Origin of the sequence: Limnobaculum xujianqingii (assembly GCF_013394855.1) — a bacterium.
Lineage (GTDB): Bacteria > Pseudomonadota > Gammaproteobacteria > Enterobacterales > Enterobacteriaceae > Limnobaculum > Limnobaculum xujianqingii.
In genome coordinates, this window is sequence record NZ_JABMLK010000002.1 from 796,138 (window position 1) to 821,233 (window position 25,096).

Annotated in this window: 24 protein-coding genes and 1 pseudogene; 17 read left to right on the forward strand and 8 right to left on the reverse strand. The window is 45.7% G+C overall.

Translation table 11 applies throughout. The annotated features are described in order from the left end of the window. Positions 1–30: 30 nt before the first annotated feature. The 13 genes and pseudogenes from GOL65_RS17590 (at position 31) to GOL65_RS17650 (ending at position 12,045) form a co-directional block, all read left to right on the forward strand. Positions 31–174: a hypothetical protein gene (locus GOL65_RS17590; protein WP_179038476.1), complete on the forward strand. Its 144-nt coding sequence runs from the start codon at positions 31–33 to the stop codon at positions 172–174. Beyond that, positions 175–2,412, forward strand: coding sequence for a phage tail tape measure protein (locus tag GOL65_RS17595; protein WP_140918176.1), 2,238 nt, complete (start codon positions 175–177; stop codon positions 2,410–2,412). It abuts the gene before it with no gap. Further along, positions 2,412–3,800: a DNA circularization protein gene (locus GOL65_RS17600; RefSeq protein ID WP_140918175.1), complete on the forward strand. Its 1,389-nt coding sequence runs from the start codon at positions 2,412–2,414 to the stop codon at positions 3,798–3,800. Before GOL65_RS17595 ends, GOL65_RS17600 begins: the two co-directional genes overlap by 1 nt. After that, positions 3,784–4,986 (forward strand): phage baseplate assembly protein, encoded by a 1,203-nt coding sequence (locus GOL65_RS17605; protein WP_140918174.1) that lies wholly within the window; start codon positions 3,784–3,786, stop codon positions 4,984–4,986. The genes GOL65_RS17600 and GOL65_RS17605 overlap by 17 nt, the downstream gene beginning before the upstream one ends. After that, positions 4,986–5,651: a phage baseplate assembly protein V gene (locus tag GOL65_RS17610; protein ID WP_130590978.1), complete on the forward strand. Its 666-nt coding sequence runs from the start codon at positions 4,986–4,988 to the stop codon at positions 5,649–5,651. Before GOL65_RS17605 ends, GOL65_RS17610 begins: the two co-directional genes overlap by 1 nt. A 54-nt stretch (positions 5,652–5,705) precedes the next feature. Further along, positions 5,706–6,055, forward strand: a pseudogene (locus GOL65_RS17615) (phage GP46 family protein). Then, positions 6,055–7,131, forward strand: coding sequence for a baseplate J/gp47 family protein (locus GOL65_RS17620; protein ID WP_140918173.1), 1,077 nt, complete (start codon positions 6,055–6,057; stop codon positions 7,129–7,131). Before GOL65_RS17615 ends, GOL65_RS17620 begins: the two are co-directional and overlap by 1 nt. Continuing rightward, entirely contained in the window at positions 7,118–8,506 is a 1,389-nt protein-coding gene (locus GOL65_RS22495) for a YmfQ family protein (protein WP_218652054.1), read from the forward strand. Before GOL65_RS17620 ends, GOL65_RS22495 begins: the two co-directional genes overlap by 14 nt. Before the next feature lie 14 nt (positions 8,507–8,520). Next, a complete protein-coding gene (locus tag GOL65_RS17630; protein WP_140918172.1) occupies positions 8,521–9,180 on the forward strand; it encodes a gp53-like domain-containing protein in 660 nt (219 codons plus the stop codon). Next, on the forward strand, positions 9,180–9,608 hold the full coding sequence (locus GOL65_RS17635; RefSeq protein ID WP_140918171.1) for a tail fiber assembly protein: 429 nt from the start codon (positions 9,180–9,182) through the stop codon (positions 9,606–9,608). Before GOL65_RS17630 ends, GOL65_RS17635 begins: the two co-directional genes overlap by 1 nt. 307 nt (positions 9,609–9,915) lie before the next feature. After that, on the forward strand, positions 9,916–10,776 hold the full coding sequence (locus tag GOL65_RS17640; protein WP_228723153.1) for a B12-binding domain-containing radical SAM protein: 861 nt from the start codon (positions 9,916–9,918) through the stop codon (positions 10,774–10,776). Between the two features lie 71 nt (positions 10,777–10,847). Next, positions 10,848–11,495 (forward strand): phosphatase PAP2 family protein, encoded by a 648-nt coding sequence (locus tag GOL65_RS17645; protein ID WP_140918169.1) that lies wholly within the window; start codon positions 10,848–10,850, stop codon positions 11,493–11,495. Continuing rightward, entirely contained in the window at positions 11,458–12,045 is a 588-nt protein-coding gene (locus GOL65_RS17650; RefSeq protein ID WP_140918168.1) for a YybH family protein, read from the forward strand. The genes GOL65_RS17645 and GOL65_RS17650 overlap by 38 nt, the downstream gene beginning before the upstream one ends. Here GOL65_RS17650 and GOL65_RS17655 read toward each other — a convergent pair. Continuing rightward, a complete protein-coding gene (locus GOL65_RS17655; protein ID WP_140918167.1) occupies positions 12,007–12,936 on the reverse strand; it encodes a fatty acid desaturase family protein in 930 nt (309 codons plus the stop codon). The two genes, GOL65_RS17650 and GOL65_RS17655, sit on opposite strands and share 39 nt — an antisense overlap. 120 nt (positions 12,937–13,056) lie before the next feature. After that, a complete protein-coding gene (locus tag GOL65_RS17660) occupies positions 13,057–14,736 on the reverse strand; it encodes a GGDEF domain-containing protein (protein WP_140918166.1) in 1,680 nt (559 codons plus the stop codon). Positions 14,737–15,047: 311 nt separating this feature from the next. Here GOL65_RS17660 and copM point away from each other — a divergent pair, with 311 nt between their 5' ends. Further along, positions 15,048–15,353: a CopM family metallochaperone gene (copM, locus tag GOL65_RS17665; RefSeq protein ID WP_407657525.1), complete on the forward strand. Its 306-nt coding sequence runs from the start codon at positions 15,048–15,050 to the stop codon at positions 15,351–15,353. A 64-nt stretch (positions 15,354–15,417) separates the two neighbouring features. On the opposite strand, the gene mbfA is transcribed toward copM, so the two are convergent. From mbfA to GOL65_RS17680, 3 genes are all read right to left on the reverse strand, one after another. After that, the gene (gene mbfA / locus GOL65_RS17670) at positions 15,418–16,374 is read right to left on the reverse strand and encodes an iron exporter MbfA (RefSeq protein ID WP_140918164.1); all 957 of its coding nucleotides are present in this window, start codon (positions 16,372–16,374) and stop codon (positions 15,418–15,420) included. Positions 16,375–16,489: 115 nt separating this feature from the next. Continuing rightward, the gene (locus tag GOL65_RS17675; RefSeq protein WP_140918163.1) at positions 16,490–19,639 is read right to left on the reverse strand and encodes an efflux RND transporter permease subunit; all 3,150 of its coding nucleotides are present in this window, start codon (positions 19,637–19,639) and stop codon (positions 16,490–16,492) included. 19 nt (positions 19,640–19,658) lie between these two features. Further along, positions 19,659–20,840 carry an efflux RND transporter periplasmic adaptor subunit gene (locus GOL65_RS17680; RefSeq protein WP_140918162.1) on the reverse strand — a complete coding sequence of 394 codons (1,182 nt, stop codon included), beginning with the start codon at positions 20,838–20,840 and terminating at the stop codon, positions 19,659–19,661. Between the two features lie 157 nt (positions 20,841–20,997). Here GOL65_RS17680 and acrR point away from each other — a divergent pair, with 157 nt between their 5' ends. The 3 genes from acrR to GOL65_RS17695 are packed head-to-tail and all read left to right on the forward strand — an operon-like array spanning position 20,998 to position 22,601. Continuing rightward, positions 20,998–21,639: a multidrug efflux transporter transcriptional repressor AcrR gene (acrR, locus tag GOL65_RS17685; protein WP_140918161.1), complete on the forward strand. Its 642-nt coding sequence runs from the start codon at positions 20,998–21,000 to the stop codon at positions 21,637–21,639. Between the two features lie 37 nt (positions 21,640–21,676). Further along, a complete protein-coding gene (locus GOL65_RS17690; RefSeq protein ID WP_140918160.1) occupies positions 21,677–22,030 on the forward strand; it encodes a DsrE/DsrF/TusD sulfur relay family protein in 354 nt (117 codons plus the stop codon). A 34-nt stretch (positions 22,031–22,064) separates the two neighbouring features. After that, positions 22,065–22,601: a hypothetical protein gene (locus GOL65_RS17695; protein ID WP_179038477.1), complete on the forward strand. Its 537-nt coding sequence runs from the start codon at positions 22,065–22,067 to the stop codon at positions 22,599–22,601. 11 nt (positions 22,602–22,612) lie between these two features. Here the strand turns inward: GOL65_RS17695 and rsmS are convergent, their stop codons facing one another. The 3 genes from rsmS to GOL65_RS17710 all read right to left on the reverse strand — a co-directional run bounded on the left by rsmS (position 22,613) and on the right by GOL65_RS17710 (position 25,048). Next, the gene (gene rsmS, locus GOL65_RS17700; protein WP_140918158.1) at positions 22,613–22,771 is read right to left on the reverse strand and encodes a pleiotropic regulatory protein RsmS; all 159 of its coding nucleotides are present in this window, start codon (positions 22,769–22,771) and stop codon (positions 22,613–22,615) included. Positions 22,772–22,833: 62 nt separating this feature from the next. Continuing rightward, entirely contained in the window at positions 22,834–23,517 is a 684-nt protein-coding gene (locus GOL65_RS17705) for a response regulator transcription factor (RefSeq protein ID WP_140918157.1), read from the reverse strand. A 34-nt stretch (positions 23,518–23,551) separates the two neighbouring features. Further along, positions 23,552–25,048 carry a sensor histidine kinase gene (locus GOL65_RS17710; protein WP_140918156.1) on the reverse strand — a complete coding sequence of 499 codons (1,497 nt, stop codon included), beginning with the start codon at positions 25,046–25,048 and terminating at the stop codon, positions 23,552–23,554. Positions 25,049–25,096: the final 48 nt, after the last annotated feature.

A 25,096-nucleotide genomic window follows, 5' to 3' on the forward strand; every position in this document is an offset into this window, starting at 1 on the left:
GGTCGCTGCGGATTGTCTGAGGAACGGGTCATGAATATGACCCGTACTGAGTTAGATGGTTTTATCGCGGCGCTGGGTGTACTAAACGGGAAGAAACCACCGGCGGATAAAACCGCTGTCCGTAAACTGAAATCAATGCGTCAGAAGCGGCCTAAAAAGAAGAGGAATAAATAGATGTCCGGTGATTTTAAAGCCTCCATGACGCTAACGGCCGATGACCAGGCATCAAAACAACTGAGCACGGCCATTAAGGGCACCACGAAAGCGGTCACTGACGCTGAAAAAGCGGCCGCGAAAGCGGGTAATGTTCAGAAGAAAACCGCTGAACAATCTGTCCGTTCTACCCGTACTGCTGCTGAAGAGTTTCGCCGTGCTGCCAAGGCGCGCGAAAATCTTGGTATCCGCTCCGAACAAACCATTCAACGCGAAATCGCCCAAACTATTGCCAGTTATAATCGCCTGGCTAAAAGTGGCGTGATGTCTGCACGCGAGCAGGAACGTGCGTACGGCAGCATGAAACAGCGCGTCCGTGAGTTAAAAAGTGAAATGCAGGGTGTGGGCCGTGCCGCTCAACGGATGGGAAACCTTAAACGTTGGGGTGGAAACGCGATGAGTTTAGCGGGCGGTTTAGCAGCCGGTGCGGCGGTCATTGCCAAACCAATCTCAAATCAGATGACCTATGAACGCTCGCTTACTTATATGGCAAACACCGCATTTGGTGATGAAGACCTTGCGGGGCGACGCACCGGACGCCAACGGATCGGTAATTCTATCCGTAATGCCGTTACTTCCGGCGGCGGGACAAAAGAGGATGCAGCAGATGCATTAAATACCATGCTGGCTTCGGGTGCGGTGACGTTTGATACCGCAGAAAAATGGCTTCCATTAATTACTAAGTATGCAACAGCAAGTGGCGCATCATCCACTGAACTGGCTGGAATAGCTGTTAAAGCTAAGCAAGCGTTTGGTGTTAAAGATGAAGATATGGACTCCGTCTTTAATATGGCGTTCTCAGCCGGTAAAGGCGGTAGTTTTGAATTACGGGATATGGCGAAGTGGCTCGCGCAACAAATGGCTAATGCCAGCAAGGCCGGGATGAAAGGTCTTGATGACTTTAGTCAAATTCTGGTGGCTAACGAAATGGCTGCTATGACAGCGGGTTCCAATGATGAGGCAGGTAATAACGTCGCTAACCTGTTAGCCAAGTTAACGAGCGCGGACACGATTAAGGCGGCTGAAAAAATAAAGGTTAATGGTAAAGGTATTGATTTAGTCGGGACATTGGTTGGCGCTCGTGAGAGGGGTATTAACCCTTTAGAAGCATTCTCATTTTTGATTGATGATATTGTCAAACAGGATAAGCGTTTCCAGGCACTTCAGAAAAAACTAGCCGCTGCTAAAAGTGATGAAGAAAAGACGGCAACGTTGGAATCTATGAGTGCTATCGTTGAAGGTTCTGCATTAGGGCAATTGATAGCTGACCAGCAGGCAACTAAAGCCCTGGTGGCATATCGTTATGATGATGAATACAAAAACCGTCTTAAGGCGGATATTAATGCTCAACGGGGTTTAAAAGAAGGTGAGCGAGCCGGTGATCTGGACTTTCAGATGATAGCTGAAACCCCAGATTTCAAAGTCGAACAAGCCAAGAACGTAGCTGACTTTGCTCAGATGGACAGTATCAAGCCGTTATCAGATGCTATCGGTAATGCCTCCAGTCGCCTGACTGAACTGGGTGTGGAATATCCTGAATTGGCCGCAGCCGCTGCCGGAGCGGCAACGGCCATTCAGGCGATGACGGCTGCTGCACTCGCCTTTGCCGGAATGAAGTTCTTAACCGGTGGTGGTGGCCTTGGTGGTGCCGTTTCCGGTGCGGCGGCGGGGGCTGGTGCGGAATCCGTTGTAGACAGTCTGGGTGATATGTCTGATGTGGCCGGAGCTGGCGCGGTTTTAGGTGGTGTGGTGAAACTGGGTGGTCTGGCATTGGCGGTCACCTCAATGGCAACCTTTAATACCGATGAAGAAGAAGACGAGTTAAAAAGTGGTGAGGCAAAATGGGCTGAACTCCGCGCCAAATATGGTCAAAATACGATTGATGCGGCGCGTGAGAAGTATCAACCCTGGTACCAAATCGGCAGTGGCTACGCGGCTGAAAACGAGCAATGGATTCAACAGTACCTTCAGGATAGCGATTCTCCACTCTCTCCCAATGCCGCCAGTGTTTCATCAGATGCCATTGTGGCCGCATTGAATGGCGAAAAATCGGCAAATGCTGCATCAACCCAGGCACCACCACCGGCACCGTTAAACCTGACCACGCAACTGATGATAGATGGTCAAATGGTTGCAGAACTCGTTAATCAGTACAACGTGCAGGACGGTACACGTACTACCGGGGGAGCAAATTACTAATGGCCTGGTCAGAAAATTTACAGCGAGCCTCATTTCGCGGGGTAAGGTTTGAGGTTTTAGATGTCACCGATTCTATTGGCCGCGCTCATGCTACCTATGAATATCCGTTTGTTGATGGTGGTGACCTGAAAGATTTAGGCCGAAAACCGCGCCGTTATAAGTTCACCGCCTTTTTTTGGGGCGATGATTATGATGCCCGGTTGCAACGTTTTACTACCGCATTAGATGAGCCTGGGCCGGGTGAGTTAGTCCATCCGGTTTACGGCTCTATTCCTCACGCACTGGCAATTGAATATGAAATTAAGCATGAGGCGGATAATGTTGATAGTTGTGTTGTGGACCTGACGTTCCTGGAGGACCGTACCGGTACAACATTATTTAATCAGCAGCTTCCGGAACAACTGGGTGCGGCTATCTTCGATCGCCTGGATGAATTAGTCGAACAGGTGGCCAGTTTTTTTGATGCCATAATGGCCCCGATTAATAAGGTTAAAAGCCTTTTAAAACGAGGTCGAGCTATTGCTAACACCTTGTTAAATACGCTGTTCATCTTTAAATCTGACATCCTGACGAGTATTGATGATTTTGAGGGTTTTCTTAAATATCCGTCTCAGTTTGTCCGGGAGTTCCAGCGCCTGCTGGAGATGGACACCAGTAAAACCGGCAGTAGTATTCCGGCTCTGCGTAATAACACAACGTCAATTACAATAGCAAACCAACCCTTACGGCCAGTTAGTCCGGGCATGAATACCGCTGCACCTACTGATATCACCGCCACACCAACCACGGTTATCCCTGTCTGGAACAGTATCCTGGAAAGTATGGATGCGGTGGTGACGTTACCGGCGGACCTGATTAATGGTGATGTTCCGGCAACTATCCCGGTACCCGCCCAATCGGCTCCGGAGGACGTTATTGATGTTACCGTACTCTATGCCGTTCAGTCTGTCGGCGAGCTGGCGAACGCGGCAACCGCCATTTTGAGTGATGATATTCAGACGGCGGTGTTATCTCCGGATGATATTGAAACCATTGTTGACAGTGTTCGCGAGCGTATGCAGGGCACTATCGACCGGATACGTCATCAATATGAACCCGCGCAGGAAACGATTAGCTCGGACACCACGCCGATCGGTCTGCTGTGGCAGCCGGTCGTGGCTCAATTAAAAAATGTGGCATTAGACCTGCAAAACTTAGGGTTAACGGTTATTGCTAAACGTCCGCCACTCACTAAAAAAACCGTGATAAGCGATAGCTGTTTGCGTTTATTAGCGCATCAATGGTATGGCGATCATTCCCGCGCCGTCGAATTACAGCGTCTGAATCCCCAATTACGTAACCCGAATAAGGTGAATGCCGGAGACGTTATTAATGCCTACACCCGATAATAGTCAGAACAGCCAGGCCAATGAAGCGGCGGTGAGTGACGATAAAATCACCCTGCTGGTTGGCGGTAAGGCTCACAGCGACTGGTCAAATTACCGTATCGACAGTGATTTTCTGAAAGCGGCGGATGCCTGGCAACTGACATTAGGGCTTCCGGATAGCGTATTTCCTGAGAATGTGGCCCGTGGTGCGCGTGTTTCTGTCCGCGTGGCTAATGATACGGTATTGTCCGGCCGTATCGATACCGTCACCCGGACGGTATCTCGCGGTGCCTTTTCGTTGGCGCTGAACGGCCGTGATGATGCCGGTATCCTGGTTGACTGTGCCGCACCTATTTTTTCAGCCGCACAGTTAGCACTGGAGGAAGTCATTGCCAGGATAGTCCGACCGCTGGGTATCACTAAAATTCGCATCCAGGCAGAAAGTTCATCACGTAATGATAAGGCATCCATTAATCCTGGGGAGCGTGCCTGGGATGCATTAGCGAAAGCCGCCGCCGGTCGCGGCCTGTGGCCGTGGTTTGAACCGGACGGCACTCTGGTTGTAGGTGGCCCAGATTATAACGCGCCACCGGTGGCCACATTAGTGATGAACCTGAACGGTGAAGGAAATAACCTGTTATCACTGGAAGAAAGCAGCTCTATTCAGGGGTGTTATTCCGAGTTAACCATTTTAGCGCAAGGACATGCCCGAACTGTCACCAGTACGACCGGTGAGTCAGTGGATATCTGGGATGATGAGTCCGCCGGTAAAACCGGGCAGAACGATTTTAAATCAGTGGCCGGTGACCCGACGATACCGTATTACCGTCCACAAATCATTGTCGTGGGCGATGCCGATTCATCAGAACAGCTTAATTACCGGGCTAAAAAAGCAATGGCTGACGCCAGATTGTCCGGGCTGGATTTGGTTGCTGAGGTTAAGGGCCATCGCACACCTGATGGTGTTCTTTGGGCTCCAGGTCAGCGGGTCAGAATAAAGAGCGAGCCACACGGTATTGATGGTATTTACTTTTTGATGGGGCGGACGTTCAGCTTGAGTCGCCAGGATGGCCAGCGGACCTCTTTGCGCTTTAAAGAGGATGGTATCTGGCTTCCGGATGCGTACCCACGCCGGAAAACCCGCCACAAAGGCGGTCGCAAAGGTAAAGATGATATTGCTGTTGTTCCAGTTTGGGAGAGAAAATAATGTGGAATCAGGTAAACCAAAAAATTAACCAGGCATTAAGTGGCGTTCGCCAGGCATTTCGAGTCGTACTGGGGGCCAGTAATAGTAGTGCAAAAGTTCAGACAAGTCAGGTTAAAGGGCTTTCCGGTGAAGATGTTCCAAGCTGTGAGTTGTTTCAACATTATGGTTTTACGTCTAACCCGCCAAGTGGAACAATGGGTATTGCGATTCCGTTGGGTGGTGTAACATCACACTCCATCATCGTGGCCACCGAGCACGGCACATACCGATTAAAATCATTAGTCAGTGGTGAAGTGGCTATTTACACCGATGAAGAGACCCGGATAGTATTAAAACGTGGACGCATTATCGAAACCGATTGTGATGTTTACCGAATCAATTGCAAGTCATTTGAAGTGAATGCCGAAACCAATGCCGATTTTAATACTCCGATGGTGACGGCCAGTCAGGAAGTAACTGCACAGGCTAAAATTACGGGTAACGGCGGCATGGCCATCAGCGGCAGCGGTGGTAGCGGCCCAACTGCCACTTTCACCGGCACCGTTCAGCAAAATGGCGGGGATTATCTGACCGATGGCGATGTGAAAGCCGGTACTGTGTCGGTCGTCAGCCATCAGCACCCTAATGGTGAAGGTGGAAGCCCAACCGGCGAACCCATTAAGTAGTCGCTGAACCCTGTCATCCCCTCCTTATATTGACATCCTGCCACACTGAGCATCATGGACCAGTTAATATCAGCATCAACCGGTGATTACACCGGTACCCGCAGCCAGTCATTAGAGAACCCGGTTTATCTGCGACTAAAAACTCCTGTCGGCAGTTACTGGGCCGACCCGCTTTTAGGGTCCAGATTACATGAGTTGGCGCAGGAAAAGGACGTGAACCGTGTCTACATGCTGGCGCGTCAGTACGCCGAACAGGCATTACAACCTTTACTTAATGATGGTCGAGCCAAAACCATCACAGTGACCGCCCAGCGCATCCGCTCCGGATTCCTGTTATTGCTGATTGATGTAGTGGATGCTTGGGGAAAAAACAGACGTTTAAACATTCGGTGAGGGTCGTCTGATGCCGTTTAATGTACCTACGTTTGAACAAATCCGCGATGCGCAACTGCGTGATATTAAAAACCAGCTACCTGATGCGGATACCGGAACAGATTCAGATTATGGCGTTCGTGCTGCATCCGTTGCCGGTGTTGCCGATGGCCTGTATCAGAATCAGAGCTATATTGTCCGTCAGATATTCCCGGATACGGCCGACTCTGACAACCTGGAACTTCACGCCAAAACCCGTAACGTTGTGCGTAAAAGCGCGACATATGCAACCGGATTAGCGGATATCACGGGTACGCCGGGTAGTACCTTGACTGCTGGCGCAGAAATGCGCGGCGCAACCATCGCCTGTTCGACGACAGAAAATGCGATCATTGGTGATGATGGTACGGCAACCGTTAAGGTTCAGGCCGCAACAGCCGGGGCCGCATTTAATGTAGAAACCCCCAGTAGTGTCGTATTAGTGAGCCCACCTTATGGCATTAACTCTGCGGCTAATGTGCAGTCGTTAGCCGGTGGCACAGATGTCGAAACCGATGCCAGTCTGTTATCACGTTATCTTGAATTACTCAGACGGCCACCGGCCGGTGGCAATAAATACGATTATAAACGCTGGGCGTTGGAAGTGGATGGCGTTACCGCTGCGTATGTTTACCCCTTACGTCGTGGACTGGGAACGGTTGATATCGCCATTACGTCATCGAACGCGTTACCATCACAAGACTTGATTAATACCACCCAAGCCCATATCGATGATGTCCGCAACGTCACGGCCAAAAATGCACTGGTACTGGCCCCCTCCATTAAACTAGTCGATTTTACTGTGTTAGTTAGCCTGGACGGACTGACACTGGCAGAGGCTACACCGTATGTTATACAGGCGGTGCGAGATATCACCGACAGAATTGAACCAGGGCAACCCTTGATTTTGTCACAGGTTGAAACTCAGGTATCACTGGTTGCTGGTGTTACCGATCGGGATATTATCGAACCTGTCGGAAACGTTGAAGCTATCGTGAATGCAGAGACGTTAGAATGGATACAGGCTGGCAATATCATCGTGAGGTTAATAGGCGATGAAGACCAGTAATCTGTTAAAAACGTTATTACCACCGGTAAGTTATGAACCAAATGGTGAGCGCCTATCGGTTGAAATTGATGTTCAGGCTACCGTATTGGATGCCGTTGAACTTTCAGCACAACAGGTGGCTGATGCGGTAACGCCGTTCTCTGCGGGTAATCTGTTAGCTGACTGGGAACGCGTTTACGCAGTACCCGTTCGTGCCGGAGCAACCTATCAAGAACGGTTATCGAATGTTTTAACCAAGATGGCCGAGACGGGTGGCGTATCCATTCCTTATTTCATTCAATTAGCAGCCTCAATGGGCTACACCATAACGATTGATGAGTTACAGCCATTTATCGCTGGAGTTAACCGTTGTGGGGACACGCTTTATACGGAAGATATTATCTGGGTATGGCGAGTAAATGTGTTTAATTCACAAACGCCGCTTTATTACTTCAGAGCAGGAGTATCAGGTGCCGGAGAACGCTTGTTGGCGTTTGGTGACTCGCAAATTGAAACGGTTTTTAATGACTTAAAGCCAGCCGAAACACTGTGTATTTTTACGTATCCAAAATTACCAGATTTATCTCCGATTGATTTAACTACAGTAATATTAGACCGTCGGGTCAGCTATCAATGTGCCAGCGAACATGCATGTATGGGAGCTGATGGGCTAATTCACTATGTTGGTCCCAATGAGTATCCTGTCGAATATATTAATGGTGTAGCAGTTGGCAGGCATGAACCGGAGGCTCAGAGTACAAACTATTTTCCCAAAACAGCCACGCCGGAAAAAGCGCCAAGTTCTAGTTCCGGTGCAGGTTCGGCTTTTTCTTCATCAAGAAAGGCTATCGAAGGAATTCCTACTGCGACATATAACTTTACGACTGCATCAAACTTAACGACCTCATATTCGTTAATTGGTGGCACTAATTTTTTATCTGGTGGTGGAAAAATAATATATTCAGTTTTCGTCAGCACGGGACAGACAAATAAATCTATCGTTATGTATGCTGACATAACCGATTACACCCCCATCCCTATATCGAGCACCCAACAGCGGCTTATTATTAAGCGCGATCGACCAGAAGGGCAACAGCGCTTCTGTTGGTTAGGACTTCGTGGAATAGCAAGCACAGTAACGGTGGATGCGGCTGGTTTTCAGATTGAGGCCGGGGATATATGTACCTCTCCTATCCTGACGAGCTTATCAGCAGCAACACGTGAACAGGCTGATGTTTTCATCCAGGCCGTTGGTGCCAAGGGTATCCGGCTGATTTTCACCAATGGTGACGTAGAAGAACACCCACACGATGGTGAGAATGAGTTCCAATTACCTCACTCCACTCTCGACTGGGGAACCAGATACTGCAAACGAGTTGAATTTATTACGAATTAAGCAAGGAGTATCATATGAACAATATTATGCCACCTATTAACACCCCAGACAGTAAATTTCACGATGGGAATCCATTAACAGGCGTTCAGGGAACGATAGTCACCGCTGAATTTATGAATAACACACAATCATCAGTGATTAATGTTCAAACCGAATTAAAAAGTATATTAACAGCCGCAAATATCCAAATTAATGATAACCAAACAAATCAAGTATTGCAATCGCTGCAAGCGTTATTTATGCAACGTAGTAATAATTTAAATGATATTCCTGATATTCCTGTGGCTCTACAAAATCTAGGTTTAAAAGGCGCAGCTAAACGAGATGTTGGTAATGGTGTCAACCAAATTCCCGACATGTCCAGTTTTACATCAAGTAGGTCTACAAATGGATACATCAAGCTTCCAGGAGGTTTAATTATTCAGTGGGGAACTGCAATACCTGATTCGGGCGGAGCAGCAACTATTTTGTACCCCTTAGCATTTGTGCAAACCCCGTATTCAATTTTATTTGGTTATCGTCAAAATCAGGCTCCTAATGGTATGCAGTCTGTAATTATAAATGATCCAACGAGCACTAATACAGGGTGTGCAGTAAGGGCTTATAGATACGATTCAGGCGGTTTGGCTGTTAGCCAGAGCGCATTTTATTGGTGTGCATTGGGGGCAATTTAATGATCTATTACAGCAAAACGACTAATGCTTTTTATCTTGAAGAGAGTAAGGAAAATTATGAGACCGCCGGAACATGGCCTGCTGATGTGGTCGATGTTCCTCTCGATATTTTTAGTGAATTTTCAGGTTCGCCACCGGAAGGTAAAATTCGCGCGGCCGGTGAGGATGGTTTACCAGTATGGCAAGCCACCCCCTCTCTCACGAAAGAGCAATTGTTATCACGTGCCGAAGAGGAAAAACAGCATCGTATTATCACGGCAAACGAGTATATAAACAATAAACAATGGCCAGGTAAAGCAGCTATTGGACGTCTGAAAGATAATGAGCTGATACAATATAACTTGTGGTTAGATCACCTTGATGAGTTGGAAGCAACCAATACCTCTGGCTACCCCGATATCGATTGGTCTACCCCTCCGGAAACATAAACTTATTAATGTTTTTGGTTAAAATATGACTATTTACGATTTATTTTGCATTGTGCAAAATGCATGCTGTTTGTATTGTGCGATTATGCAAAATATTGTGTAAATCTATGCAAATAAAATCGGCGCGCTACAATATGCGGATAGTCTGTTTACCGGTGATGCGGAAACGCTCTGGCATGAACTGATCAATGATGCTCGCCACCATCGCTTAAAAGCACGTTATGATGCACCAGTTGGCACCGGGCAAATAACTCATTGTGGATCAAGCGTACTACCGCGGCGTGATATCTTTCGGGGAAAGGATTACTTGCCTATTTCTCTGATGCAGTTTTCTCGCGGTTGTCGTTTTGCCTGTCAGTTTTGCGCGGTAACTCAATATTTTGGACGTAAGCATTACTTAAGAAAAATTGATGATGTAGTGCGGGAAATAGAACAGCAGGAACGCAAATTTATCTTCTTTGTGGATGATAATATCGCTTCAGATCAACCAGCCCTGATAGAACTCTGTCATGCGCTCACGCCTTTAAAAGTAAACTGGATTAGCCAGGCCAGTTTAGATGTCACTAAGAACCGTCAACTGATGTCTCTGATGCAAAAAAGCGGCTGTTGGGGAAATGTGATGGGTTTTGAATCCATCAATCCATTGAGCCTAAAGGATGCCAGAAAATCACCTAACATGCGGAACTTCTCGCATTATACTGATGAGATTGCAGTACTACGGGATCACGGCATGCAGACCTGGGCTGCTTTTACGCTGGGTTACGACCACGATACTCTGGAAAGCATTGAACAAACGGTGGAGTTTGCATTGAAAAACCGTTTTGCGTTTGCTGCATACAATATTCTGATGCCTTATCCCAATACCCCACTTTATACTCAGCTCGAACAGCAGGGCAGGTTACTTTACGATCAGAAGTGGTGGCTGCATCCTGAGTATCGTTTTAACCAGGCAGCGTTCAATCCTAAATTAATGACGGCAGAACAACTGACAAATGCTTGCCATCAGGCCCGCAGCCAGTTTAATAGCTTACCCTCAATTATCCGACGCTTTTCCGATATCAGAATGACTCTGCAGTCTTTATCAAGAATGGCTTCATTCTGGCGTTATACGCTACTATTCCATAAAGAGGTGCATAAAAAGCACCAGATGAGATTTGGCCTGAAGTAACAAGTAATTCAGGTTATTTAGCCGGGAGTTATGAGACTATAACGCTATGATTATTTATTCGATTTAGATAAATGGAATTACCCCTGGAACCTTTTACCAAACGCCTGAAGACGTATTTAATTTACTCTTGTTGGGTAGGCGTGTTCTTTTTTGGGCTGTATCCCACCATAAACTGGTTTACCAGTACGCGTAGCGATTTTTTTGCACTGTATATGCAGGCAGAACTGGCAATTCCCTTTATTCCTGCTTTTGTCTGGTTTTATCTCTCAATGTACCTGGTGTTTATGCTGCCGGTATTTTTCCTGAACTCCCCTGAGCTAAAGCGATTATCCAGTGAACTTATTCTGGTAACTATTGCTGGTGCGATAATTTTTTTGTTGTTTCCTGCACAGTTAGGATTTACCCGTCAGCTACCGGAGAGTGGCCTTTATCGGGGGATATTTGAATATATTTTTGCATTAGATAAACCTCATAATCTGGTGCCCTCACTCCATGTGGCCTATTCTGTCACTATTGTTCTGGCAATCGTACGGAATAGCCGATCTCTGGTTCGTTATGGTCTGATAATTTGGCTATCAGGTTTAATACTTTCTACGCTATTTACCCATCAACATCATCTGTTGGATGTTTTCTCGGGTGGACTGCTGTCGTTTTTCATTTATCAACTTATGGACAGACGTTATGAAAAAATTACTGATTCTTGTCGTGATGCTGTTTAGCATTAATGTACAAGCAGAAGAGCAGGACAAAGTTATTCATGATGAGCTACGTCAAACGTTAAAAACGGTGACCGATGCCATTAACAGCGGTGAATATGAAAAGATGCTTCCGGTATTGAGTAAAGAGATTAAAGCTACACCGATTACTCAGGAATTTATCAATGGACAGCAGCAGGTTGTACCCTATTTTCATAAGTGGTTTGGCCCTGAACGTTTTTTAAAGAAGTTAAATATTACGTTTGTGCCTGATGTTGTTACGGAGCTATCACCGGATAAAACCTGGGGTGTGGTTTATGGAACCGGTATAGAGAAATATAGCCTGAGCGATGGGCGTAGCTATGATTTTCATACCCGTTGGACAGCTACTCTGGTAGTAGAAGATGGGCGTTGGAAGATAAAAGCCATCCATATTGGTACTGATTTTATGGATAATCCTCTGTTAAATGAAGCCCGCGACACCATCATGAAAAGTGCGATTGGTGGTGCCGTAGGCGGGATATTATTGGGGGTATTATTTGGTTTCTTTGTTTTCCGGAAAAAGAAACGCTAAGTCTGCCGGGGCACCCATCGGTGGTGCCGGGCGAATACCTTTCCACAGGCTAAAATAGACGCGCCAGAAACTGGGTTGTTGTGCCTGATGGTCAACTAACGAGGGTAGTTGATACCACGGGGCCTCCGGTTTCTGGTGGTGGGCCAGATGATAATGGTAATTTAGCGCAAGCCAGCGTGAAACAGGTAGTACCTTTAAATTCCAGGCCCCATTTTTGACATCTCTGCTACTCCAGGCGTGGTCAACGTACTGTAATGCTGACCAGTGAAGGGCAAAAGCAATTTGGCAGGCGAGATAGCCAAGCCAGTTTAAATCTAACAGCCAAAACAGTAGCACCTGATAGCCAAACGACATGGCAATTTCATACCACACCCGAAACGCAGGTAATTTAACCAGTTCTGCAACCTGGGGGCCAAAGCCTAATACCGGCGCTATCTTATGAACGAACAGGTTTGAACGGTAGAATCCGCAGGCGAACAGGTATATGACGTTGCCTAATACCACGAAAAACCAATAAAAACCTAACAGGTTTCCCATATAAAGCCAGGTACTACGTAGCCATTTTGACTGTTGAGGCAGGTAATAGTCATATAGTTCTTCATCAGTTCTGTTACGGCGGTGATGGTCAAGATGAGCCTGTTGCTGTAATAAAAAAGAGGTGGGGAAAGCCCAACTGGCGATGGTACCAATAATACGATTTCCTCGTTCGGATTTGGCTGCGACACCATGCACAGCCTCATGCATCACGGCAAATGGCATATTATTGATGAGTGAGAAAAACCAAATGGCGGCAATTGCCCAATACCATTGGCTATGACTGGCAATCCATAGACAAGCAGCCGAAATGGCTAACGATATCAGTAATAAGCTAAAATTTAAGGCAAATCTCATCCGGTGTGATCCAATCCATATTTAACTATTGGCGGATGATATCGAATATTGGGAGAAATCATCAGGGGATTGATCATAAAAAAAGTAAATATCAACGGGAATAATATCTGTCAGCAATAATTACTCTGTTGGTACTTCAATCTGTGGCGCATAGGTAACCACTCGATCTTTTCCGGTTGTTTTAGCATGGTACAGTGCTTTATCTGCGCGATTAATCGCATGATTAATGCTGGAGCGATCGGCAAGTTCGGTAGTACCAATACTGATAGTGAAATAGACTTTTTCTTTTTCTGATTCAGGAACAATAACCGAGAGATAGCGGGTTTTCTTACATAGCCGTTCAAGGGTTTTTTGCGCCTGCTGATTATCACAATCGTACAGTAAGATGGCGAACTCCTCTCCACCATAGCGGCAAAACAAATCTTCTTTTCTAAAAAAAGCTTTCAGCAGTCGGGAGAATTTCATTAATACTTCATCTCCACAGCTATGACCAAAGCGATCGTTAATACGCTTAAAGTTATCAATATCTATCAAGGCCAGAGATGCTTTGTATTGCTGTTCTGCGGGTAAATATCGAATAGCATCCAGAAATGCCCGACGGTTAGAGATACCGGTGAGATAATCAGTGGTGGCACTTAGCTGTAGCTTGCGGATTAACTCTTTATTGCGATTTTCCAGTCGATACTTTTCTATCTGAATTTTTTTCAGTTTAGTCAGTGATTGAATAATGGATTCCAGCTCAAAACTAAAGCGGCTTTGATTTTCATTAAAATTAATATTCAGGTCATTATTGGAAAGCTGTGTAACGGCTTTCTGAACCAGTGTAAATGCACCACTAAGTTTAAAGATCATGACTGAAATAGGCAGAATGGCAAACAGAAAGAAGATCGCCAGAAAGCACACTATGCTATAGATTTTGATTCTGGACAGGTAAATTTGATTAGCCGATATTTCAATGGCCTCGCTCAGTAATATTTTATTTAAGGCTGAAAGATGGTCTTTTGCCTGAAAATAGGAGTGATTAACCCGTTGCAACCCAATATCATTACTATCAGTATGATCAAAATTATTGTAAATAAGATGGTTTATTTTAATGGTGTCATGGCTGAAAACTTCGCTGACTAAGGCGTCAATTTCTTCACTCTTATTGCTGTGCTTAAGATAATTTTTCTGTATCGAGACCAGCCGGCTCTCTGTTTCATCAATCGCACCCAGCAGTTTGATGGCTTTAATTGCCGAAGATTCATCCATGCTGTGAGATACCTCAATATCGATCAGTTGATCGATAAGCTCGGTAAAAAAACTATATAACTGAGTGGTTAATCTGACGCCTTCAATGGCAATCATAAACTCAGCCGAATGGTTTTGAATCTGAATAATCTGATATTCAATAATCGATTCCAGTCGATTAAAAGAGTAAGAGCTGGCAAAGCGTTTATCTTTTCTTATTTCTTCCGATAACCGGTTAACTTCTAAAGCTGCATATTTATCGTGAGGGAATTCATTTTTTTTAGGTTCTTGTTCAGTGAATTCGAGCAGATTATTAATTGCTGTATTAACCGGGTGATAATTTATCGGGCCGGCAATTTGATAAAAAGAGGCCATTTTTGATGTCTGGTGTTCATCGTAAATACGTTCACCGGCTATCAATAATAGCTGGAGATATTTAATTTTATTTTGTTCTTTGATGTTAGCTCGAAGGTCGGATAAATCACCGCTAATGGTAGAAACGAAAAGAATACTCAGTGATGTAATTATGAATAAGATAATAAAAATAAAGAAATTTCTAATTTTCATCATTAAGGTTCCGTATGAAACTCACAACCTCAATGTCATGATAACTAATTGATTCCATTTTAGCATAGTTTAACAGCGAGGCAATTTGCCTGCCGTTACTGAATTATCGCCAGATAAAGGCACGATTGTGATTTATCAACAATACTTTACCGGTAGCTGGCTGGCATCGTTAAACCAAAAATGCATTTTCCGGCTACAGAATAAATCCATTTTTACAGTATCAGGTAATCACAATGAAAAAATCTATTTTGGTCTCGTTATTCTTGTTCTTCATATGGGGAGCGGTTATTGCAGCAGAACCGGTTAGCCATAGTGTGCATCAGCAAGTAAGTGCAATGGACAATAGTTCTCTGACTCCGGCAGGCAAAGAGTATGCCGCCGCCATGAGCATGATGCATGAGCCAATGATGGCTGCGATCAGGGAGTCTGATCCAGACGTAGCATTTGTGAAGGGAATGATTCCCCATCATCAGGGAGCGATTGAAATGGCCCGTATTGAGCTGAAATACGGTAAAAATCCTGAAATTCGTAAACTGGCGGAAGCGGTGACTAAAGCTCAGGAAGGAGAGATCGAGATGATGAATCGTTGGTTGGCAGAGCATAATAAAAGCGTTAAATAATGATAAGAATAACCATAACGCGGCCTGTTTTGGGCATCGTTATGGTTATCTCAAAATGAAAAAGTTACGAACTACCAATAACCAGTCCGGTGGCGAAAACCAGCAATCCACCTACAACTACCTGAAAAGCAGCCTGTAGAAACGGCGTATCCATATAACGATTGCGGATCCAGGAGATAGCCGCCAGTTCGAATATCACCACCACGCCTGAAACGATCATTGCCGTCCAAAAGTCACTAATCAGGAAGGGAAGGGTATGTCCCAGTCCTCCGAGCGTTGTCATAACCCCACAGGAAGCACCACGTAACCATGGATTTCCCCGTCCGGTTAATGAACCATTGTCTGAAACTGCTTCAGCAAATGCCATAGAAATGCCTGCACCAAGGGATGCGGCTAAGCCAACCAGAAAGGCCTGCCAACTGTCTTTGGTTGCCAGCGCTGCTGCAAATACCGGTGCCAACGTAGAAACTGAACCATCCATTAAGCCGGCCAGCGAAGGCTGCACAATCTGAAGTACAAACAGGCGATGGGCAGACTTATTCTCTTTTTCCTGCACTTTCGGATTAATTAGCTGCTTTTCCAGCTGTTCTGCCCGCAACTGATGGCGGTGCTCTTCTGCTGCAAGATCGTCTAACAGCTGACGAACGGCAGCATCCGTAGTTCTGAGAGCAGCCTGATAGTAGAAGTTCTGGGTTTCTATCTCCATCACTTCTGACTGTTTTCTGACTTTATCAATACTTAATGGACGGCTAAGCCAGATAGGTTTGCGTTCAACAAAGCCCTTTACATCCTGTCGACGAATTAAGGGAATGTGGTTACCAAACTTTTCCTGATACAGCTTAATTAAACGGTGGCGGTGTCCATTTTCTTCCAGAGACATAAGCTCGAAAATTTTTGCCGAATCGGGGTAGGTTTCCCGTAATCCTTCTGCAAATTCGTTATATATCTTGTGATCTTCTTCTTCTAACGAGATGGCCAGAGCCAGAATTTCCTTTTCTGAAAGCTCGGAGAAATTCTTCATGATGCCTCCGGAAATTTACCTGATGTGTAGCTAAGATATTAATCCCTTATTTGTACGATGTAAAAAACAGGGGCCGCAATTGCGGCCCCTGAGGAGAAGTTAATTCAATCTTAACTTAGGATTTATGTTCAACTGCATGTGAATGCTCGATATCTTCACCGCGCTTACTAAAGCGGCGACGCACTACCACAAAGAACACCGGTACGAAGAAGATTGCCAGTATAGTCGCACTGACCATACCACCCAGAACCCCGGTACCTACCGCGTTCTGAGAGCCGGAGCCCGCACCGGAACTGATTGCCAGAGGTAGAACCCCGAGCATAAAGGCTAAAGAAGTCATCAGAATTGGACGTAAACGCATACGTACCGCATCCAGAGTTGCTTCTATTAAACCCTTACCTTCTTTATCCATCAGGTCTTTGGCGAACTCTACAATCAATATGGCGTTCTTCGCCGAGAGTCCGACGGTGGTTAACAAGCCTACAATAAAGTAAACGTCGTTCTCCATACCGCGTAAGGTAGTTGCCACCAGAGCACCGATAACCCCAAGTGGAACAACCAGCATAACTGAGAACGGAATCGACCAGCTCTCATACAGAGCAGCCAGACACAGGAATACCACAATCAGTGAAATGGCATACAGTGATGGTGCCTGGTTACCTGACAGACGTTCCTGATAGGACATACCGGTCCAGTCATAACCGATACCAACCGGCAACTGGGACGCTAAGTCTTCCATCAGTTTCATGGCATCGCCACTACTCTTGCCTGGTGCCGCTTCACCCAGAATTTCCATGGAAGGTAAACCGTTATAACGTTCCAGACGTGGAGAACCATACTGCCAGTGTGCGCTGGAGAAGGCAGAAAGAGGAACCATCTGACCATTTGTACCGCGCACAAACCAGTTATCAATATCCTTTGGCACCATACGGAATGGTGCGTCAGCCTGTACGTAAACTTTCTTCACACGACCACGATCGATAAAGTCGTTTACGTAAGATCCACCCAGAGCGGTTGACAGAGTTTGGTTGATATCACTAATGGATACGCCCAATGCCTGTGCTTTTTCCTGATCGATAGTCAGTTTAAACTGAGGCGTATCTTCCAGACCGTTTGGACGAACCCCAACCAACATATCAGGATGTTTAGCGATCATGCCTAATAGCTGATTACGTGCTTCAGTTAATTTTTCATGTCCTAAACCTGCCTGGTCAATCAACTGGAAGTCAAAACCAGAAGCGGTACCCAATTCGACAATAGCCGGAAGGTTAAAAGCAAACACCATACCATCTTTAATCTGAGAGAATGCTTTGGATGCCCGACCTACAATGGCTGACACTTTATTATCAGCGCCCGGGCGTTCATCCCATTCTTTCAGTTTAATAAATGCCAGACCGGTATTCTGACCTTGTCCGCTGAAACCGAAGCCACCAACGGTAAATACCGAAACAACGTTGTCTTTCTCGTTGGTAATAAAGTAGTCGCTAACTTCATCCAGAATTTTTTGGGTTCTTTCCTGAGTTGCGCCCTGAGGCAATTGAACTGCCGCCAGGAATACACCCTGATCTTCTTCTGGTAAGAAAGAAGAGGGGAGGCGAATAAACAGTAATGCCATACCCACAACAAGAACCAGATAGATCAGAATATAACGACCAGTACTACCCAGAATGTTAGAGACACTATTGGTATAGTGGTGGGTATTCTTCTCAAACATATTGTTGAACCAACCAAAGAACCCGGTAGTAGCGCCATGGCTACCTTTTGCTACCGGCTTCAGAATGGTGGCACACAACGCTGGGGTCAGAATCATCGCTACCAATACCGACAGCACCATCGCCGAAACAATTGTAATCGAGAACTGACGGTAAATCGCACCGGTAGAGCCGCCGAAGAAGGCCATTGGTACGAATACTGCCGACAGCACCAGAGCAATACCTACCAGAGCTCCCTGAATCTGCCCCATGGATTTCCGAGTGGCTTCTTTTGGTGGTAAGCCTTCTTCCACCATGATCCGTTCAACGTTTTCTACTACCACGATGGCGTCATCAACCAACAGGCCGATGGCGAGCACCATGGCGAACATCGTCAGGGTGTTTATCGAATAACCAAATGCTGACAGTACCGCGAAGGTTCCTAATAACACCACTGGTACTGCCATGGTAGGGATCAGGGTCGCACGCAGGTTCTGCAGGAACAGGTACATTACGATAAATACCAGTAGAATTGCTTCTACCAGCGTTTTGATTACTTCGTTAATAGAGATCTTAACGAATGGTGTTGTATCGTACGGATAAACGATTTTCAGGCCAGCAGGGAAGTATCTTTCCAGCGCGGTTAATTCAGCTTTAACCGCCGCTGCTGTGTCCAGTGCGTTAGCACCGGTCGCCAGCTTAATACCCAGACCAGATGCTGGTTTGCCATCGAAACGTGCGACCACGTTATAGCTTTCACCACCTAACTCAATCGTTGCCACATCTTTCAGACGAACCTGTGAACCATCGGTATTAATCTTTAACAGAATCTGACCGAATTGCTCCGGGGTTTGTAAACGAGTCTGCACGATAATAGATGAGTTCAGTTGCTGGCCTTTTACTGGTGGTGTACCACCTAACTGACCTGCAGCAATCTGGTTGTTCTGAACTTTAATGGCGTTATTAACGTCAAGTGGTGTCAACGAATAGTTATTCAGCTTATTAGGATCTAACCAAACGCGCATTGCGTATTGTGAACCAAACAGCTGTATGTCCCCAACGCCGTTGGTACGGCTGAGAGGATCTTTAACGTTAGAACCCACATAGTCAGCGATATCTTCCTGACTCATGGAGCCATCTTCAGAGATAAAACCGGCAACCATTAAGAAGCTACTGGTGGCCTTTTTAACGCTGATCCCCATTTGCTGTACTTCTTGCGGTAACAGTGGTGTCGCCAGTTGCAGTTTATTCTGAACCTGTACCTGAGCGATATCTGGATCCGCTTTAGAGTCAAACGTTAGGGTGATAGAGGCGTTACCGGCCGAATCACTGGTGGAGGACATATACATCAGGTTATCGATACCATTCATATTCTGTTCGATAACCTGTGTGACAGAGTCCTGTACTGTTTGCGCATCGGCACCCGGATAAGATGCAGATATAGAAACAGCCGGTGGTGCAATCGTAGGATATTGCGATACCGGTAGTTGGACTAACGCCAGAGCCCCCGCCAACATAATGATTATGGCGATTACCCAGGCAAATATAGGGCGATCAATAAAAAATTTAGCCATCTGCTACACTCAATCTCGTTTATGATTTCGCTGCTGGTGCGTTTGGTGCATCATCTTTCGATTTTTCTGCATACTCTTTAGCACTGACAGATGCGCCTGGTCTGATCTTCTGTAGGCCCGTTACAATCACACGATCGCCAGGCTCAAGGCCTTGGGTTACCAGCCAGTCAGCGCCAATAGCCTGACCGGTAGTAATAACGCGTGATTCAACTTTTTCCTCTTTGTCGATAACCAGCGTTGTGGCTTCACCACGTTGGTTACGAGTGATTCCCTGTTGAGGAACCAGCATCGCGTTAGGTTTTACCCCTTCGTCAACACGAGCACGAACAAACATGCCTGGAAGTAGTTGATTGTTTGGGTTCGGGAAAACAGCACGCATGGTAATAGAGCCAGTGGTTTCATCAACAGTGACGTCTTCAAACTCCAGAGTGCCTTTTTCCTTATAGACGCTACCGTTATCAAAAACCAGACTTACCGCTGCTTTGCTTTCCTTTTTCAGTGAACCGTCAGCCAGCTCTTGCTTCATACGCAAGAAATCATTGCTGGATTGGGTGACATCAACATAAATAGGGTCTAGCTGTTGTACGGTTGCCAGAGCATTTGCCTGATTTGCATTAACCAATGCACCTTCGGTGACGCTGGATTTGCCAATCAAACCGCTGATAGGGGACATCACCTTAGTGTATTCCAGGTTGATGCGGGCGGTTTCCACTGCAGCTTTTGCTGCCTGTACGCTGGCTTCGCCCTGACGTGCATTAGCTACGGCAGTATCGTAGTCCTGGCGGCTAACAAAGTTATTTTTCAGCAGTGGTTGATAGCGTTTCACCGTTAAACGTGTCAGGGTCGCGTTAGCTTCTGCTTTAGCCAGATCGGCAACGGCACTGTTATAAGTCGCCTGATAGGTTGCCGGATCGATTTGATAAAGAGAATCGCTCTCTTTGATCATGCTGCCTTCAGTAAACTGACGTTTAAGTATAATTCCGCTTACCTGAGGGCGTACTTCTGCAATACGGAAAGCAGATGTTCGACCAGGAAGCTCAGTAGTGATATTGATTGGTTGTGTTTTTACCTTTACAAATTCAACTTCTGGAGCTGCGTGTTGGGCGCCCGCGTCGGATTTATTATCGCATCCTACGAGTACTAAACCGCTTGAAAGCATTAGCACCGCTGCCAGAGGCATCACCCCTCTGTTTCTACTCATAGATCAACCTCAACTCAATATTTCAATATCAGTTACCGTTATAGTTAAACTCAGGTAACCACACGGTTATTCTCAAAAATTTAGTGTGCTATAATACAAACATTCATGTATGTATGTAAGTAATTACACAACACACCGCACATAAAGCATAAAAATTATGGGCCGCAAAACTAAGCAACAATCCCTGGAAACCCGTCAGCATATTCTTGATGCCGCCATGCAGGAATTTGCCCGGCGGGGAGTATCCAGTACATCGCTGAATGATATAGCCCTGGCGGCAGGAGTGACGCGGGGTGCTATTTACTGGCATTTCAAAAATAAGGTCGATATTTTCAATGCAATGTGGACTCAAATAGAGTCTAGCATTGATGACGTAGTGCTGCGATACAGAAATGAATTTCCCTCTGAACCGCTGTTAGCATTACGTCATACACTTATTTTTGTTCTCCAGGCGACTGTAACGGATCCTCGCAGAAGAACTTTACTGGGTATATTATTTCATAAGTGTGAGTTTGTCGGAGAATTGCTCTCATTACAACAAATTCATCAATCTTTATACCTTGAAAATTATGAAAGAATTGAGAAAGATCTGCGATTGTGCGTTCAGCATAAACAATTGGATGAACAGCTGGATATCAGCCTTGCAGCCATCACTTTACGGGCATATATTTGTGGTCTGATTGAGAACTGGCTTTTTATGCCGGAATCTTATTCATTAGAACAGGAAGCCCCACGGCTAGTAGATGCTTTTATTGACTTAATGAAACATAGCCCCTCGTTAAAGAAAGAGTGTTTTTAGCCTCAGGGTGAGTTTATCCCATCACAGGAAATAACAGATGCAACGTATACTGGTTATCGCTAATGGCGCGCCTTATGGCAGCGAACTCTTATTTAATGCTTTACGCCTGTCTATCGCTATTCGCGAGCAGTCGCCAGATTGTGAATTAAAACTATTCCTGATGTCAGACGCGGTTAGCGCCGGAATTCGCGGTCAGAAACCTCATGAAGGTTATAATCTTCAGCAAATGCTGGAGATCCTGACGGCTCAAAACGTCGAAGTGAAATTATGTAAAACTTGCACTGACGGTCGTGGTATCAGCCAGTTACCTCTGATTGAGGGGGTAGAGATAGGTACATTAGTCGAGCTGGCCCAGTGGACACTGGCAGCAGATAAAGTGCTGACATTCTGATGAGTGATATCATTTATCAGAACGGGTCTAATTAATGACCCATTCCCGTTCTGTTTTTCGTTCTTCGCCAGTGGCATTCATCCTCTTACTATTGATGCTGGTAGGGATTTTGCCGTTGTTAAGTCAGGTACTGGCTTATTTTTGCCTGTTACTGATGGATTCCAGCGCCTGGTTTAGTCGTGACTTAGTACTGAGTGAAGGATTTACCATTAGCCGGGTAAGCCTGCTTCAAATAACTCGCTGGTTTTGTCTGGCGGTTTTTTGTCTGGGATTATTGGCGATGGGGCATGTTTATGGCCGCTATATGCCTTTACCCCGGCAGCGGTTATGGCGTTATATTCTTTTTTTACTTTTTATTCTCTACGCACAGGTCGTTTGCACGCTGGTGTTATCGGCAGGCGGAGAACCGATTCTTGGTTACCAGCCCTATGATTTTGCTTTGCTGGTCTGTTTTTCTTTTCATTGGGTAGCCCCTTACCTGAAAGAGCCGCAATGGTTGCCGGTGTTAATCATGCTAACTTACACTCTGTTTAGTGCGGGAGTATTTACTGCCCATCAGCAAAATAAGTAATACGGGCAATTTCAGTCATGCAGCTGTTCTTGTTCTGCTTTACGTAAAAAGTCCTGTTCAACAATTTTCAGTGCAGCCAATACGGTTTTTGCATCAATTTGGTTGCTCTCCAGCAGATAAATAAGGTCGACAGCCAGCTTGACCTCTTCAGGAGCTTGTTCCAGTGACATCGATAAACGCCTCGGATAAGAGTTAATGGTGTTGCTATTGTAGCGACTTTTTCTACAGTCAGTTATTCCTGATATCGATAACCGGTACCGTGTATGGTTTTAATCAGTATGGGAGTAACCGGATCTAACTCAATAAGTTTACGCAACTTAGATACGTGCTGGTCGAGCGTGCGGCTGTTAGGCAAATGGTCATATCCCCAGGCACAATCAAACAGCATATCGCGAGTGACAACTTGATTTTTGTGCTGCCACAGGCACATCAGAATTTTAATTTCACGCAGCGATAACTCAATGATCTGTTGTCCGCGTTTGGCGCAGAGTTCTGCCGGAGATACCTGCAGATCGCCAAATTGAAACATTTGATCGGGTGAGTTTTGTTTGGCTTTCAGGCAGCGGCGAGCAATGGTTTTAATTCTGGCGCGTACTTCATGAATACCAAAAGGCTTATTAATATAATCATCAGCACCCAGTTCCAGACCCAATACTTTGTCGATCTCCTCTCCTTTGGCAGAAAGAAAGACGATTGGCGTATGTTCATCACTTTTTCTGATTTCTTTGCACACCGAGTAGCCATCCAGCTCTGGCATCATAATATCCAGAATAATGAAGTCAGGTTGCTCTTGTTGATATTTCATTAATGCAACTTTACCGTTTTCAGCGGTAATAATGCTGTAGCCTTCGCGGGAGAGCATATCGCTCAATCCATTGCGAATATGAACGTCGTCTTCAGCAATTAAAATTTTCATGGTTATTTATCCGTATTATGTTGCCCGTTGCTTTTCAGGTACGCGGAATACATAAAGTAAATTCCAGTCCGCTATCACAATTTTCAGCTATCAGGGTGCCAGACAAGCTCTGAGCCAACTGAAGTGCGATCGTCAGGCCAATACCGGTTCCGGTAACCCCTTCGGTAATCTCTGATTTCACTCGATAGAACGGCTGGAAGATATGTTTCAGCTCTTTGTCAGACAGGCCTTTGCCATAATCCCGCACGCGGATATAAATACTTTCATCATCCTGGCTGGCACTGAGCTGGACTTTCTTGCCTTCGGCGGCATACTTTTCCGCATTGCTAAGCAGATTGCTGATGATTTGCGTGATCCGGTCAATATCGCTGTGGGTATTCAGGTGTCCTTCAACCGTCAAGGCCAGATGAATTCCTTTTGCCTCAAATACTGGCGTGAAGATAGTATGAATTTGTGCCAGTAACTGGTTGATATCCACCGGCTGTAGATTGATTTTCGGTGATTTGGTAAACGTCAGCACATTTTGGATCAGGCGTGACAGGCGTCGGCTTTCACTGATGATCACTTCCAGATAGTGAGTATTTTGACTATCTTCTTCCTGCTCCATCTCTTTAAGCATTTCTGCGTACAATGTGATATTGGTGAGCGGAGTTTTAAGTTCGTGGGATACTTGACTGACAAAACTAACCTGTTGACTGGCCAGACGGGTTGCCCGGTTAAATTCACGATACAGCGATAACGCAATAGCACCTACCGCCAGAATGGCGATAGCTAACAGACCAATGGTGAAATAATAGAGTGAGTAGTTACTGTTGTTACTGGCGTAATAGTCAATCTTCCAGGCATGAAGCGGGAAGGGCAGTGCCTGATTATAAGTTGGCTGTTTGGTTTTATCATAAGCACGGGTCAGTGACTGATACAGCACCTGACCGTTATCGGAGATCACCAGACTGTCTGGCTCATAGTTGAAATCGATGCTGGAAACGATATCTGACAGCAATTTTACATAGGACAGTTTAAACCCGATAGTTCGGTCGTTGAGGCTATGCCAGTAAATCAGTACCGGTTGTTGTTGCTCTTGCATCACATACCAGCCGGAATCAGGTCGTTTATCGTCAGACTGATGCTGTTTAGCGATAAGAATGGCCGGATCCTGAATAATCGGTGTGATTAGCTCAATAAAACGGGATTCTTTTTGATTTAGCGGGTTGTAGGCATCCGGAAATACCAGTTTGTTATGTTCCAATACAAACAGTGCTTCAATATCACTATCCTGAGCAATCAGCGTATTGAGCGACAGTGGGTCCAGTTTCAGGTAGGCCAGAATGGCACTAAAGCGAATTTGTTTTTGTCCCAACTGCTGCAAAATGAAATCCTGAGTTTGCGCTACCCGGGTTTTCGCCAGTTGTTGGGTTTGGTATTCATTTAAGGTACTTTCCTGTGACAGAGTACGGTATCCAAAATAGCCAATCAGTCCAATAATCAGGACAGTGACGACCATAAACAGATAAAGAAACTTTTTAGATTTCATTCCATACCCAATTATTTAATTGATAAACCTGAGATTAGATTACCTAAT